The organism is Streptomyces coffeae (assembly GCF_016741875.1).
In the GTDB taxonomy this organism is placed as follows: Bacteria; Actinomycetota; Actinomycetes; order Streptomycetales; family Streptomycetaceae; genus Streptomyces; species Streptomyces coffeae.
This window is the reverse complement of the sequence record NZ_JAERRF010000003.1, coordinates 139,186-151,597: the sequence shown is the minus strand read 5'-3', so window position 1 is coordinate 151,597 and position 12,412 is coordinate 139,186. Positions and strand designations below refer to the sequence as shown.

Annotated in this window: 14 protein-coding genes; 8 read left to right on the top strand and 6 right to left on the bottom strand. The window is 68.8% G+C overall.

Annotated elements, in window-relative coordinates:
- Positions 1–3: 3 nt before the first annotated feature.
- On the bottom strand, positions 4–681 hold the full coding sequence (locus JK363_RS05350) for an SgcJ/EcaC family oxidoreductase (RefSeq protein ID WP_201871947.1): 678 nt from the start codon (positions 679–681) through the stop codon (positions 4–6).
- Positions 682–773: 92 nt separating this feature from the next.
- Here JK363_RS05350 and JK363_RS05345 point away from each other — a divergent pair, with 92 nt between their 5' ends.
- The 3 genes from JK363_RS05345 (at position 774) to JK363_RS05335 (ending at position 2,632) form a co-directional block, all read left to right on the top strand.
- Positions 774–1,223, top strand: a complete 450-nt coding sequence (locus JK363_RS05345; RefSeq protein ID WP_201871939.1) for a MarR family winged helix-turn-helix transcriptional regulator — start codon at positions 774–776, stop codon at positions 1,221–1,223.
- A gap of 122 nt (positions 1,224–1,345) precedes the next feature.
- Positions 1,346–2,071 carry a DUF899 domain-containing protein gene (locus JK363_RS05340; protein WP_201871937.1) on the top strand — a complete coding sequence of 242 codons (726 nt, stop codon included), beginning with the start codon at positions 1,346–1,348 and terminating at the stop codon, positions 2,069–2,071.
- A gap of 93 nt (positions 2,072–2,164) precedes the next feature.
- Positions 2,165–2,632 carry a hypothetical protein gene (locus JK363_RS05335; RefSeq protein ID WP_201871934.1) on the top strand — a complete coding sequence of 156 codons (468 nt, stop codon included), beginning with the start codon at positions 2,165–2,167 and terminating at the stop codon, positions 2,630–2,632.
- A 34-nt stretch (positions 2,633–2,666) separates the two neighbouring features.
- On the opposite strand, the gene JK363_RS05330 is transcribed toward JK363_RS05335, so the two are convergent.
- Positions 2,667–3,716 carry a right-handed parallel beta-helix repeat-containing protein gene (locus tag JK363_RS05330; RefSeq protein WP_201871932.1) on the bottom strand — a complete coding sequence of 350 codons (1,050 nt, stop codon included), beginning with the start codon at positions 3,714–3,716 and terminating at the stop codon, positions 2,667–2,669.
- 371 nt (positions 3,717–4,087) lie between these two features.
- Between JK363_RS05330 and JK363_RS05325 the strand changes: the two genes are divergently transcribed.
- From JK363_RS05325 to JK363_RS05310, 4 genes are read left to right on the top strand one after another with little or no spacing between them, the layout of a single operon-like run.
- Positions 4,088–5,218: a hypothetical protein gene (locus tag JK363_RS05325; RefSeq protein WP_201871930.1), complete on the top strand. Its 1,131-nt coding sequence runs from the start codon at positions 4,088–4,090 to the stop codon at positions 5,216–5,218.
- Positions 5,219–5,240: 22 nt separating this feature from the next.
- Positions 5,241–6,269 carry a polyphosphate kinase 2 family protein gene (locus JK363_RS05320; protein WP_201871928.1) on the top strand — a complete coding sequence of 343 codons (1,029 nt, stop codon included), beginning with the start codon at positions 5,241–5,243 and terminating at the stop codon, positions 6,267–6,269.
- 44 nt (positions 6,270–6,313) lie between these two features.
- Positions 6,314–6,547 (top strand): hypothetical protein, encoded by a 234-nt coding sequence (locus tag JK363_RS05315; RefSeq protein WP_236075578.1) that lies wholly within the window; start codon positions 6,314–6,316, stop codon positions 6,545–6,547.
- Positions 6,544–8,268, top strand: a complete 1,725-nt coding sequence (locus tag JK363_RS05310) for a SulP family inorganic anion transporter (RefSeq protein ID WP_201871926.1) — start codon at positions 6,544–6,546, stop codon at positions 8,266–8,268. Before JK363_RS05315 ends, JK363_RS05310 begins: the two co-directional genes overlap by 4 nt.
- Before the next feature lie 28 nt (positions 8,269–8,296).
- Here the strand turns inward: JK363_RS05310 and JK363_RS05305 are convergent, their stop codons facing one another.
- The 3 genes from JK363_RS05305 to JK363_RS05295 form a co-directional block, all read right to left on the bottom strand.
- Positions 8,297–8,992 carry a response regulator gene (locus tag JK363_RS05305; protein ID WP_201871924.1) on the bottom strand — a complete coding sequence of 232 codons (696 nt, stop codon included), beginning with the start codon at positions 8,990–8,992 and terminating at the stop codon, positions 8,297–8,299.
- A gap of 2 nt (positions 8,993–8,994) precedes the next feature.
- Positions 8,995–10,245, bottom strand: coding sequence for a sensor histidine kinase (locus JK363_RS05300; RefSeq protein WP_201872538.1), 1,251 nt, complete (start codon positions 10,243–10,245; stop codon positions 8,995–8,997).
- A gap of 74 nt (positions 10,246–10,319) precedes the next feature.
- A complete protein-coding gene (locus JK363_RS05295; RefSeq protein WP_307821618.1) occupies positions 10,320–10,964 on the bottom strand; it encodes a DUF3159 domain-containing protein in 645 nt (214 codons plus the stop codon).
- Positions 10,965–11,694: 730 nt separating this feature from the next.
- On the opposite strand from JK363_RS05295, the gene JK363_RS05290 reads away from it, so the two are divergent.
- Positions 11,695–12,105, top strand: coding sequence for a YbbD-related protein (locus JK363_RS05290; protein WP_201871923.1), 411 nt, complete (start codon positions 11,695–11,697; stop codon positions 12,103–12,105).
- A gap of 12 nt (positions 12,106–12,117) precedes the next feature.
- Here the strand turns inward: JK363_RS05290 and JK363_RS44585 are convergent, their stop codons facing one another.
- On the bottom strand, positions 12,118–12,375 hold the full coding sequence (locus JK363_RS44585) for a hypothetical protein (protein WP_372444723.1): 258 nt from the start codon (positions 12,373–12,375) through the stop codon (positions 12,118–12,120).
- Between the last annotated feature and the right edge of the window lie 37 nt (positions 12,376–12,412).

The window sequence follows — 12,412 nt, the reverse complement described above, 5'->3', positions numbered from 1 at the left end:
TGGCTACTCGGCGGGTGCCGTTCGGGGCTGGAACATGAAGGAGATCGCTTCCATGAGGCGGTTGTGCTTGGTCTTCTGGACGGCGGCGATGCGCCAGGTGCCGTCGGCGTCACGGACGAGGGTGTAGGTGGCGCGTTTGCCCAGGCGTTTGGGGGGCTTCTTGGCGACCTCGCCGCGGGTGACGACGATGGCGGCGTCCGGGGTGAGGAAGCGGGTCTCGATGACCTCCAGGTGGAGGCGGGTGCCCTTGAGGAAGCTGTCGAAGAGTGCTTGGTGGGCGCGGCCGATGTCATCGGCGCCGCGGTAGACGGTGCCGACGAAGGTGACGTCGGTGGCGTCGGGGGTGAAGCAGGCGCCGTAGGCGGCGCCGTCGCCGCGGCCCCAGGCGTCGGTCATCGCGCTCAGCGTCGCGCAGACGGCCCGGTGGGCTTCGGCCTGGCCGCCGGCGGGGGTGCCGGTCGGGGTGACGGTGGCGCAGTCGGGATTTCCGGCGGCCTTGACGTCTGCGGTGGAGTCGAGCCAGAAGTAGCCGCCGGCGACCGCCGCGCCGAGCGTGAGTGCGGTGACGCCGAGCGCCCGCTTGACGGTGCGGCGGCGGTTTCGCGGCTGGGCGGTGTCGGTGCCGGTGGGGGTGTTGCTGCTGGTCTCGCTGGTTTCGGCGGGGGCGTGGATGGTGGCCATGGCAGTGCCCTTCCCCTAAACTCTTCCTTAGAGAGCTTTCTTCGCTAAAGAAGTCTCTTCGTTGAGGAAGAGATTAGGAAGTGGGTGACCGGATGTCAACGCCTGCGGAGGCCACACGCGTCTACCGGCGGTACCTGGGCGCGGTGATGCTGCACGGCCATGCGAGCGCCAAAGCCTGCGGGCTCGGCGCGACGGACCTGTACGCGCTCAACACCCTCGAACTGGCCGGACCCATGACCCCCGGCGAGCTCGGCACCCGCACCGGGCTGACCACTGGGCCCACCACCCGGCTGATCGACCGGCTGGAACAAGCCGGCTACGTCCGCCGCGCCGCCGATCCAGCGGACCGCCGCAAAGTGATCGTCGAGCCCATCGGCAAGCCGGCCGAACTCGACGAGGTCATGGCCCCGGCCCGCGAGCAGATCGCCGAGATCCTCCGCGGCTACACCCCCGACCAGCTGAAAGTCCTCTTCGACTACTTCAACCGCGCGGCCGACGCCTACCAGCACACAGCCGAACAGCTACGCACCACGCAGCCATGACAGGCATGGCGCTCAGTCTTCCGTGCGGATCGGCGTGCGCCCGTGCCGGTGGCGGCTGATCCTGGACACAGGGGCCTGTCGAGGGCCCGGAGCCGCGGACCGAACGGAAGGTGAACGTCACCATGAAGACACCCCCGATCGTTTCGCCGCAGGAGTGGGAGGCGGCGCGCGAGCAGCTGCTTGCGGAAGAGAAGCAGTTGACTCGCGCCCGTGACGCACTGGCCGCCAAGCGTCGGCGGATGCCATGGGTGGCGGTGGACAAGGACTATGAGTTCGACGGCCCCGAGGGCAAGGCGAGTCTGCTCGACCTGTTCCAGGGGCGTCGGCAGCTGATCGTCTACCGCGCCTTCTTCGAGCCCGGCGTATTCGGCTGGCCCGACCACGCGTGCCGCGGCTGCTCCATGGTGGCCGACCACGTTGGCGACCTCGCTCATCTGCAGGCCCGCGACACCACACTCGTCTTCGCCTCGCGCGCGCCGCAGCCGGAGATCGAGCGGGTGAAAGCGCGCATGGGCTGGACGATGCCCTGGTACACGATCACCGACGATTTCGACGCCGACTTCGACGTGGACGAGTGGCACGGCACCAACGCGTTCATCCGCGATGGCGACACCATCTTCCGCACCTACTTCATCAACGCCCGCGGTGACGAGGCGTTGGGCAGCACCTGGAGCTACCTCGACATGACCGCGCTCGGGCGGCAGGAGACATGGGAGGACTCCCCCGAGGGCTATCCCCAAACCCCGCCGTACGAATGGTGGAATTGGCACGACGCATACGGCGAAACCGAGTCGGCCCCGGAGTGGCTGGCCCAAACCCGCCGCGGCCCCCGCGGTCAGCCTGCCTGAACCATCATCCGGCGGCCGAGCGGTGCTGACATGCGGAGTGAAGGAGCGGCTGGCCCATGCTCAGGCCACCGCGCGGGCGGGGGCAGGAGTGGCATGGCCGGAGAGCGGAATCCCCACGAACGGGAGAGCCCGTTGTGGAAGTGGCTGTCTCTCGGAATCATCGCCCTGCTTCTGGGCGGCGCCCTGTGGCTGGTCCTGTCCGTCGTCCTGGACGATCCGCTCGACAACACCGCCGAGACGTCGTGCTCGGGTGCCATGTCCTTCGCGGGCGGGGAGTTGCCCGAGGGCGTGACGGACGAGCACTGCACCGAACGAAGCTGGCAGGACGTGACCATGGAAGGCTCGTTCCGCATGCCGCGCGCCGACGTGGCCGGATGGCTCGACTCCTCCTTCCCCGGCAGCCGCGAGCGCGCCTCGTCGTCTTCCGCATCCTGCGACGGCGACCTGTGTCTGCACATCGAGCCCCTGCCGATGGATGCGGAGGCGGCCGCGGCGGACATCACGGTGGTGTACGAGGGCGGGGACACCGCCCTCGTACACTTCAGCGCGTTCACCGTGTGACGCGCCAAGGCCGCGTTTCAGCCCAGGCAACGGCTCACTCGCGGACTTTGATGTCGTCGGAGGGCGGGGACTGTCGCACGGTCGACGGGGTGTTGCGTTTGGTGGGGTTGGTGCATCCAGGGACGCTGCCCTCGGGTGCGCAGTTGTCCGGGGTGTTGCGGATGACCCTGGTGTCAGTGAGCGTGACCTCTCCGCCGCCCTCATTGAGGATGCCACCACCGGTGGAACTCGCCGTGTTACGCGTGACCAGGCTTCGGACCAATGTGGCGGGACCGATGTTGTTGGAAAGGCCCCCGCCTGACTCAGCCGTGTTCTCCCTGACAGTGGTCGACGTCAGGAGCAGGGTGGAGCCATTGGTGTTGCGGATGCCGCCACCCAGAAGGGCGGAGGTGTTGCCCTTGACCGATGCGTACTCCAGAGACGCGGTACCCAGAATGTTCTCCAAGCCGCCACCATTGTCGCCGGCTGCCTCGTTCTTGAGCAGGGACCCGCGCTTCATCGTCAGCGTGCCGTTACCGTCGTTGAGGATTCCGCCGCCGAAGCGGGCTGCGGTATTGCGCACGACGTTGCTGCGGTCGAGGTTGAGCTGTCCAGCGAAGTTGGAGAGACCGCCACCCGTATCAGCACGATTGCCCTTGATGACCGTGTGGTTCAGGTTCAGCGTGCCCTCCCGGACCGCGATGCCGCCACCGGTGTCGCTGTCAAGGCTGCCGCCGCTGACCGTGAGCGATTTCAGGGTGAGGGTGCCACTGGGCAGGACGCGCAAGATGCGGAAGCTCTCCGTCGAGTCCGGGTCACGTCGAATGGTGGTGTCACGGCCGGAGATGGTCACATCCCCGGTGATCTCCGGAAGCCCATTGTCCGTGTTGTCGGGCGCGGTCAGCGTGTAGGTGCAGTGGGGCGCGAGGACGATGCGACCACCGCTGGTGTTGGCTTCGTTGATCGCATCTATCAGGCCGGTGATGTCGTTGCACGGCACCTGAGTTCCCCCGGCCGCACTGGCCGATCCGGCCGGCAGGACCGCAAGGGACAGTCCCATACCGACCGCGACTATGACACCGCCGGATCGCAGAATGATCTTCATTGCTACGCCTTTCTCAGCGTTGGAGTGACGTGGCACATCAACCGGCACCGAGCGGCCATGCTGGTCAGCCGGGATGACGAGATAACGCTTCATTTCTAACGGCAGGTGATCGCGGCCTCACCCGCTGTACCGCCAAACGGCTCCGGCTCGTGCGGACGCCCGTCCGATGCCAAGACTCTGGTGGACGATTCGAGATGTTGCCCTGTTTGGCCGCATTTAGGGTGTGTGTCATGGGTCGACTACTGGGTCGCACACACAAGATCGTCCCGTTACTGACGGTCGTCGTCTTCGTGTTACTGCACGTCTTCGCCTATCCAGCCACGCGCTTCGCCAACGACTCATACCGCTACGCTCGCTCAACATACGAGTTCTTGGGCGATCCCTACCGGAAAGCCCAGGACAAAGCGTTGCGGGCCTACTGCGCGGACACCGCGGCCATGCTTCAGCGGACCCGCATGCTGCATCAGATCCAGTTCCGGGCCCCGGTGCGCCGCAATGAGTTCCAGGACTGCCTGACTCAGTATGCGAATGGCCTCAACCCCAGCAATCCGCGGTACGAGGCGCTCTTTCACGCGCGTCCCGCCTATCCACTGCTGGCCGCACCGTTCGTCTGGCTCTTGGGGGCCAAGGCGGGGCTGACGGCCGTTGCACTGGGTTTCACGGCGCTCGGAGGGCTGTTGGTCCTGGTGCTCCTGCGCGCGCTGCGTGCACCGCCTCCGGTGGCATGGCTCGGTCAGTGCCTGTACTACGTCACGCCCATTGGGCTGTGGGGCAGTCGGCCCCTGACGGAAGGTCCGGTGCTTGCCCTCTTGGTGGCCATGCTGCTCGGCGCGGTGTGGCTGTGCCAGGGGCGGTGGGTGCCGGGGGTTCTGCTGTCCGTGGGGGCCTGCGCGCTGGGTTTCGCGGTCAAGTACTCGAGCTTCGTCCTGGTGGGGCCATGCCTGGTGGCGGCGAGTGCCATGGCGCTGATGTTCGTCCCACAGGCCCGGCACAAGGGCATGCGCTGCCTGCTCTTCGTCTCGCTCGTCGAGTCCCTGGTCGCCTTTGCGATGAGCAGGGCGCTCCGGCTGCCCGGGTTGGAGGCTTCGCTCCAGGACACCTTCTCCCTCCACTGGACGTATTCCGAAGTCGCCAACCCATGGCGGCTGCTGGTCCGGCTCGATGTCAACTACTGGTGGCAGTGGCTACAGACAGAGGCATTGGCTCCCTCTCTGCTCTTCCTCTTGGTGTTGGGCGTCTGGGGCGCGATGAGCCGCTCGGTGCCCATCGCGCTGTGCCTGATCGCCGTGGGCGGTACGGGCCTGCTGACGGCCGCGGCCCACCCGTTGGCGATGGAGGGCGACAGGCTCTACGTGCAGGTGTGGTTGATAGTCGTCGTCGGGCTGCCCCTCTTGGTCGAGCGGCTGAGAAGCCACAGGCCCGGGGACCGAGGTGACGTGGGCGCTGCCCCGGCTGCCCAGGTGGTAGTGGCGGAGGACCAGGACGCGCCCCGCTCACCGTGACCGGAGAGAAGGCTGATCGGTGATGGCGGACGAGAGAGCCGGACGCATCGCGGAGTTCATCGGGCCGCTGCGAGTGAAACCGGGATCGAAGGTGGACCTCGGCCGGGATTTCGATCCTCGCTACAAGGCCGGTCTGAAGAAGCGGGAGGGGGCCGAGCTGCTGCGGACCGGGGTGTCTCTGCTGGCCGAGTACCAGCAGCGGCTGGCCGCGCAGTCCACCTACGGCGTACTGCTGTGTCTCCAGGCGCTCGACGCCGGGGGCAAGGACGGGACGATCCGCCACGTCATGAGCGGCGTCAATCCTCAGGGTGTGCGGGTCAGCAGCTTCAAGGTGCCCTCTGCCGAGGAACTCGACCACGACTACCTGTGGCGTTACGCCCACCGGCTGCCCGCGCGCGGAGAGATCGCGATCTTCAATCGCTCGCACTACGAGGAGGTTCTCGTCGTGCGGGTGCACCCCGAGAACCTGGTCCGGCAGCAGCTGCCGGACCCTGCGCGCGGGCCAGGGGTATGGGACCGGCGCTACCAGGAGATCAACAACTGGGAGCGCTACCTCACGGACAACGGGTTCAAGGTGGTGAAGATCTTCCTGAACCTGTCCAAGGAGGAGCAGCGCCTCCGCTTCATGAAGCGGATCGACCTGCCGGAGAAGAACTGGAAGTTCTCCGCGGCCGACGTCCGGGAGCGGCGCTGGTGGGACGACTACCAGCAGGCGTTCTCCGAGATGCTGTCGGCCACGAGTACGACGTGGGCGCCCTGGTACGTCGTGCCGGCGGACCGCAAGTGGTTCGCGCGGATCTGCGCGGCGGCGGTGCTTGGGCACACCCTGATGGACATCGATCCCCAGTACCCCGACGTGGGGGAGCAGGCGAGGAATGATCTGCTGGCCGCCAAGCGGGAGTTGGAGCAGGAGGCCCCCGCGGGGGCCCCGGCCGATCCGTATGCCGCCCGTCACCCGGCGACCGCCCGGGCCGCCGAAGGGAAAGACACGCCGACGGGAGGCGGGCGCGCGTCCGGCGCCGGGCGGCAGGAGAAGAGGAAGCGCGGCTAGGACCCGGTGGAGCGGCGTGGACGGCCCGGATCGGAGGCACGACGATGACGGTGCAGTCGGACCCCAGGGGTGAGCCGCCCCCGGCTCCGGAGGGCGGCGCACTGGCCCAGTTCGTGCTTGCGGTGCTGGTGACCCAGATGGACGGGTTCCGCCGCATTCTCGGGACGACCGAGATCAACGCGCGGCAGTTCGGCTGGGCGCTGCTGGCCGCCCTCGCGCTCCTGCTCGGGTGGGAACCGGGCACGTTCCTGGCCCGCCGGTCGAGGGGCGGCGGGTGAGCCGGCGCTTCTCCGTCCCCCATGCGTCCGGTCTCACCCTCCTCAAGGGATACCGGCGCGGCTGGCTGCGGGGCGACCTCGTCGCCGGGATCACCGTCGCGGCCTATCTCGTGCCGCAGGTCATGGCGTACGCGAGCGTCGCCGGTCTGCCACCGGTCGTGGGACTGTGGGCGATCCTGCCGGCCATCGCTCTGTACGCCGTCTTCGGCTCGTCACGCCTGCTCTCGGTCGGTCCCGAATCGACGATCGCCCTGATGACCGCCACGGTGGTGGCGCCGCTCGCCGCGGGCGATCCCGCGCGGTACGCCGTCCTGGCCTCGGCGCTCGCCGTTGCGGTCGGTCTGATGAGCCTGGTGGCGTGGGCCGCGCGGCTCGGCTTCGTGGCCGATCTGTTCTCGCGGCCCGTCCTGATCGGCTACCTCGCCGGCGTCGCACTGATCATGATCGTCGACCAGCTGACCAAGCTCACCGGTGTCCCGACGGAGGGCTCCGGCTTCTTCCCGCAACTGCTGTCCTTCGTCCAGAACCTGGGGAGGGCGCATGGGGTGACGGTGATCTTCAGCGCTGTGACGCTGCTCTTTCTCTTTCTGACGGCCTGCCGTTCCCCCGCCGTCCCCGGTCCGCTGCTGGCCGTCGTGCTCGGTACGGCGGCGGTGGCTGCGTTCGACCTGGAAGACCACGGCCTCCCGGTGATCGGGGAGATCCCGGTCGGGCTGCCGGGCCCGCAGCTCCCGGCCTGGGCCGACCTGCCCCAGCTGCTGCTGCCCGCGGTCGGTGTCCTGCTCGTCGGCTACACCGACGTCATCCTCACCGCGCGAGCCTTCGCCACCGACGGCAGCGGGCCGCGCCTGGACGCGAACCAGGAACTCCTCGCCCTGGGCGCCGCGAACCTCGGTGCCGGCGCGCTCCAGGGATTCCCGGTGAGCAGCAGCGCCAGCCGGACCGCGCTCGCGAAGTCGGCCGGCGGACACACCCAGGGGTATGCCTTCGTCGCCGGTGTGGCCGTCCTGGCCGTCCTCCTGTTCCTCAGCCCGCTGCTCTCCAGCACACCCACGGCCGTACTGGGCGCACTGGTCGTCTACGCCGCCGTACGGTTGGTCGACCTGTCGGGCTTCCGGCGGCTGGCCTCCTTCCGGCGCAGGGAACTCCTGCTGGCTCACGGCTGTCTCATCGGTGTCCTCGCCCTGAACATCCTCTACGGGGTGCTGGTGGCCGTGGTCCTGTCGGTGGTCGAGCTGCTGAGCAGGGTGGCGCGACCGCACGACGCCGTCCAGGGCCTGGTGCCCGGCCTGGCCGGCATGCACGACGTCGACGACTACCCGCAGGCGCGGATCATCCCCGGGCTGCTGGTCTACCGCTACGACTCCCCGCTGTTCTTCGCCAACGCCGAGGACTTCCGACGCCGTGCCCTGGCCGCGGTGGCCGAGCAGAAGAGCCCCGTCAGGTGGTTCGTCCTCAACGCGGAGGCCAATGTGGAGGTGGACAGCACCGCGCTGGACGCCCTGGACGCACTGCGACGGGAACTGACCGGACGCGGCATCGAGTTCGCCATGGCACGCGTCAAACAGGACTTGCGCGACCAACTGGACGCGTACGGGCTCACCAGGTCCGTGGGAGAGGACCGCATCTTTCCCACCCTGCCCACGGCGGTGGCCGCGTACCGCGCCTGGTGCGGGGAGAACGAGAACGGTGACAGCGGCGGGGACGAAGCCGGTGGCTGACATGGGGCCGCGAGGCCGCGGCCGGAGGTCATGGCCCATCGGGACGGACCAGTCCCGACTGGTAGGCGATGACCACGAGTTGGGCCCGGTCCCGGGCGCCCAGCTTGGTCATCGCGCGGTTCGCGTGCGTCTTGGCGGTGAGCGGGGTGACGAAGAGGCGTTCGCCGATCTCGTCGTTGGACAGGCCGGCGGCGACCAGGGTGACCACCTCGCGCTCCCGCGGGGTGAGCGCGGCCAGCTGCGGTGACGCGCCCCGTCCGGGGGATGACGCGGCCCGTCCAGGGGGTGGTGCGGACTGGGCCAGGAAGCGGGCGATCAGGGCCTTGGTCGCGGTTGGCGAGAGCAGGGAGTCGCCGGCTGCCACCACGCGCATGGCGTCGAGGAGTTCGTCCGGGTTGATGCCCTTGCCGAGAAAGCCGCTCGCCCCGGCGCGTAGTGCCTCCGCGACGTGCTCGTCGTTCTCGAAGGTCGTCAGCACCAGGACCTTCACGCCTGCGAGGTTCTCGTCTTCGCTGATCAGCCTGGTCGCGGCGAGGCCGTCGAGGTCGGGCATCCGGATGTCCATCAGCACCAGGTCGGCGCGGTGGCTGCGGGTCAGTTCGACGGCTTCGCGGCCCGTTGCGGCCTCCGCGACGACCTCCATGTCGGGGGCCGAGTCGATGAGCATCCGGAAGGTGCCGCGGAGGAGTGCCTGATCGTCGGCGAGCAGCACACGGATGGTCATGGTCAGCCCTTTCGGCCGGTGCGCAGCGGCAGTTCGGCTTCGATACGGAAGCCCCCGTCGGGGCGCGGTCCGGCGGCGAGGGTACCTCCGGCGGACTTGGCCCGCTCCCCCATACCGATCATGCCGTGGCCGGTACCGGCCCCATGGAGTCCGTCGCCGTCTGTGCCGGCGGGGCTGTCCCCCCAACCGCTTCCCGCGGTAGCACGGCCGTCGTCCTCGACGGCTATCCGCAGGACAGCGGTGCGGAAGTCCAGGCGGACCCACGCCGATGCCGGGCCGGCGTGCTTGTGCGTGTTGGTCAGGGCCTCCTGGATGATCCGGTAGGCCGTCAGATCGGTGATCGGCGACAGCTCGCCTGGTTGCCCGGTCCGCTCCAGCGTGACGTTGAGGCCGGAGTGGCGGAAGGAGTCCAGCAAACTGCCGAGATCGGCGAGTCCGGGTGCCGGTTCGCGGGGCTCGACCGGGTCCTCGCCGTACCGGAGCAGTCCTACGGTGGCACGCAGTTCGTCCAGCGCCCCCCGGCTGGTGTCCCGGATCCGTTCGAGCGCCTGGTAGGCGTGCTCGGGGTTGGTGCGCATGAGGTGGTGGGCGACGCCCGCCTGGGCGTTGACCAGGGTGATGTGGTGGGCCACGACATCGTGCAACTCCCGGGCGATCCGGAGGCGTTCCGCTGTGACCCGGCGGCGGGCTTCTTCCTCCTTGGTGTGCTCGGCCCACTCGGCTCGCTCCACGGCGGCGGCGAGCACTTCGCGGCGGCTGCGGACGGCGTCACCGACGGCCACCGGCATGAGCGTCCAGGCAATCAGGGCAAGGGACGCCGGGATCCTTTCCGCCAGGGCAAGGGACTGCGGGAGCTCCGCAACGTCCCGGCGGAAGAGCAGCGCTCCGGTGATGAGCGCGACGGCCGCGAGTGCGCCGGCGCACCAGGCCCTGCGCCGACCGGTGCGGATCGCCACCGTATAGAGAGCGACGGCCGTGGCGGCGGGCGTCGGCTTGGGGAGCTGGAGCAGGGCGAATTGGGCCAGATACACGGCCAGGGTCACCGCGACGACGGTAAGCGGCCAGCGGCGTCGGGCGAGCAGCGGCACACAGGAGGTCGCGAGGGCGGTGAGGGACCAGGCGATCGGAGCGTGGTCGACGTAGGCGAAGGCAATGGCCAGCGGGGAGGCCAGGACGAAGCAGCCCAGCGCGACAGCCAGGTCGACCACGGGTGGCCGGGCCGCCCGCCGCCACGCGCCGAGCCGGTCGATCATCTGCACTCCCCCACGGTACGCAGCCCCGGCCGGACCAGCGATGACGGCGGTCCGGCCCTCCGGTGCGCGCGGCTTCACCGGACGAGGTGGACCGTGCAGCGGTGGTCGCCGACGGCGCGCCGGTAGACGCGCCAGCCGAGCCATGTGCTGAGCGCGAGGACGGGGGGCCCGCAGGCATCGGCCACGCCGAGGGCGACCGCCTGGCCGGACAGGTACAGCGTCAGCTGGATCGACAGCATCACGACACTCCCGGTGAGGATGACCAGGTTGCCCTTCATGAACGCCCGTCGCCGCACCGTGCACCGGCGCCAGCCGGCCCCCTCCTTCGTGATCAGCGCCACGACCACGCCCATCAGCGGCCGACCGAGCAGCATCATCACGGCGTTCGCCAAGGCGACCACGCTGTGCATCACCAGGTTCGGCAGGAAGAAGTCGGTGGCCTGTCCGGTCTTTGCGGACAGCGCCCCCTGAACGCACACGAACCCGAGGACCGCGAGCGCGCGCCACACCGATTCCCCGCGCACCACCCGGTAGACGCAGACCCCGGCCGCTGCCGTCAGGGCGAATACCAGCGCGACGGTGAGCCGGTGAGTGAGGGCGTAGCTCACGGTGAATCCGAAGATGGGCGCGATGTCGATCACTGCCGCGCGCAGTCGGTTGCGAACGGCGGCCCGGGCGGCGTCCTCGCCGTCGGTCAAAGGGTCTGCGGTGGGGTTCACGGCTGCTCCAGGTTCCTCGACAGACGGTGTGCGTCTCGCCTCTTGCGGCCCTGTTCACGATGCCGCCCCGCCCCGATGCCGTCGTCGTGCGTCCGCAGACACTTGACCTGCCGCCATCGCAGTACGACGGTGCGGCGCCTACCACGAGCGCAGGCGCCCCGCTGTGTGCCGCCGGGCCCGGCAAGGGTGCCGCTGCATCGGGGGCGTTGGCGCAGGCTGAGCGCCGTGGTCGCCCCCGCCGCCATGGACAACCCCACCGCCCATGGACAACCGGCCTACCTGGCCCGGCCCTTGGCGTCCGCCTCGTACCTGCCGACGGCGCTCCACACACCGCCACCCGGCCTGGGTCGGGCTCGGCCGTATCGCGACGGCCCGCGTCTGCGGAAAGCCGGCCGCAACCGGTCATCAACGAGAGGTCTGTTTCCGGTGATCGGGCGGATACTTCATCGCGCTGTTCGGGGCGGCGCCGCGCCGCCGCCCAGCGTCTGGGCCCTGGACGGGGTGGCCGGCAACAAACAAGGCCCAGGCATCCCGCGACTTGGGAGGTACATCGTCGGCGACCAAATGCGCCTTGAGACGTATCCGAATCATCCTGCGGCATGTTGTGCCATTCCCGCCCGGAGAGCAATATAAATGCCCGGAGCGGATAGCGCGTTGCTTTCCGCTACCAGCAGTTCACCGACGACACAAAGTCAGAGATTGCGACACAGAAAGGAAACGGGCTCGCACCATGCGGATCAATAAATGGGCGGTCGCAGTCATTGGGGTGGCCGCCATGACCCTGACCGCTTGCTCGGACGAAACTACCGACGTGAGATACAAGACCCACGCGGATGCGGCCAAGGAAGTCCAGCACGGCTGGCTGCCGGGCTGGGTGCCCAAGGACGTCACCAATATTCGCATGCGCTACAACGTCGGCAACAACGCCACATCCATCCGTTTCACCCTCGGACAGCAGGAGTTGCCATCGGCATGCCACAAGGCGCAAGGAAAGTCTGTCAAGGCGCCCACCGAGGGGCAACCGGATTGGTGGCCCGAAAACTTCGACGGCTACACCTTCTATCGATGCTCCGATGACGGAGAGGACACGAAGGCCGCGGTACATGACGGCACAGCCTATGTGTGGAGTGAGGCCTCCTGAATCGAGGTTTGGTTACGGCGGAACGTGAACTGGTGAGTAGCTGCTTCTGATCCCCGGTTCCGAGCAGCCTTTGGGCCCTACGCCGGCGTGGTGCCAAGGGCACCGGGTGGGGTGGGGCCGGGGAGAGGAACTGTCGGGCTTGTGGCGAAGAGTTGAGGCCGGAGGCACGGCCGTGAGGACGGAGGGCGCAAGGGCCTGTTCTGGCGACCCGAGCGCGGCCATGCTGATGGCGGTGCGCAGCCAGGCGAGGTGGGTGCGTGCATTGGCCAGGTGGTCGCGGGCGCGGCTGCCGTGTTCGGCGTGGCCG

What these genes read in the sequence shown, in the direction of transcription:
- JK363_RS05305 (WP_201871924.1), bottom strand. Translation starts at nt 8,992, where the DNA reads ATGACCATCCGTGTGCTGCTCGCCGACGATCAGGCACTCCTCCGCGGC.
- JK363_RS05300 (WP_201872538.1), bottom strand. Translation starts at nt 10,245, where the DNA reads ATGATCGACCGGCTCGGCGCGTGGCGGCGGGCGGCCCGGCCACCCGTG.
- JK363_RS05350 (WP_201871947.1), bottom strand. Translation starts at nt 681, where the DNA reads ATGGCCACCATCCACGCCCCCGCCGAAACCAGCGAGACCAGCAGCAAC.
- JK363_RS05320 (WP_201871928.1), top strand. Translation starts at nt 5,241, where the DNA reads ATGGCGGACGAGAGAGCCGGACGCATCGCGGAGTTCATCGGGCCGCTG.
- JK363_RS05290 (WP_201871923.1), top strand. Translation starts at nt 11,695, where the DNA reads ATGCGGATCAATAAATGGGCGGTCGCAGTCATTGGGGTGGCCGCCATG.
- JK363_RS05330 (WP_201871932.1), bottom strand. Translation starts at nt 3,716, where the DNA reads ATGAAGATCATTCTGCGATCCGGCGGTGTCATAGTCGCGGTCGGTATG.
- JK363_RS05345 (WP_201871939.1), top strand. Translation starts at nt 774, where the DNA reads ATGTCAACGCCTGCGGAGGCCACACGCGTCTACCGGCGGTACCTGGGC.
- JK363_RS05335 (WP_201871934.1), top strand. Translation starts at nt 2,165, where the DNA reads ATGGCCGGAGAGCGGAATCCCCACGAACGGGAGAGCCCGTTGTGGAAG.
- JK363_RS05315 (WP_236075578.1), top strand. Translation starts at nt 6,314, where the DNA reads ATGACGGTGCAGTCGGACCCCAGGGGTGAGCCGCCCCCGGCTCCGGAG.
- JK363_RS05340 (WP_201871937.1), top strand. Translation starts at nt 1,346, where the DNA reads ATGAAGACACCCCCGATCGTTTCGCCGCAGGAGTGGGAGGCGGCGCGC.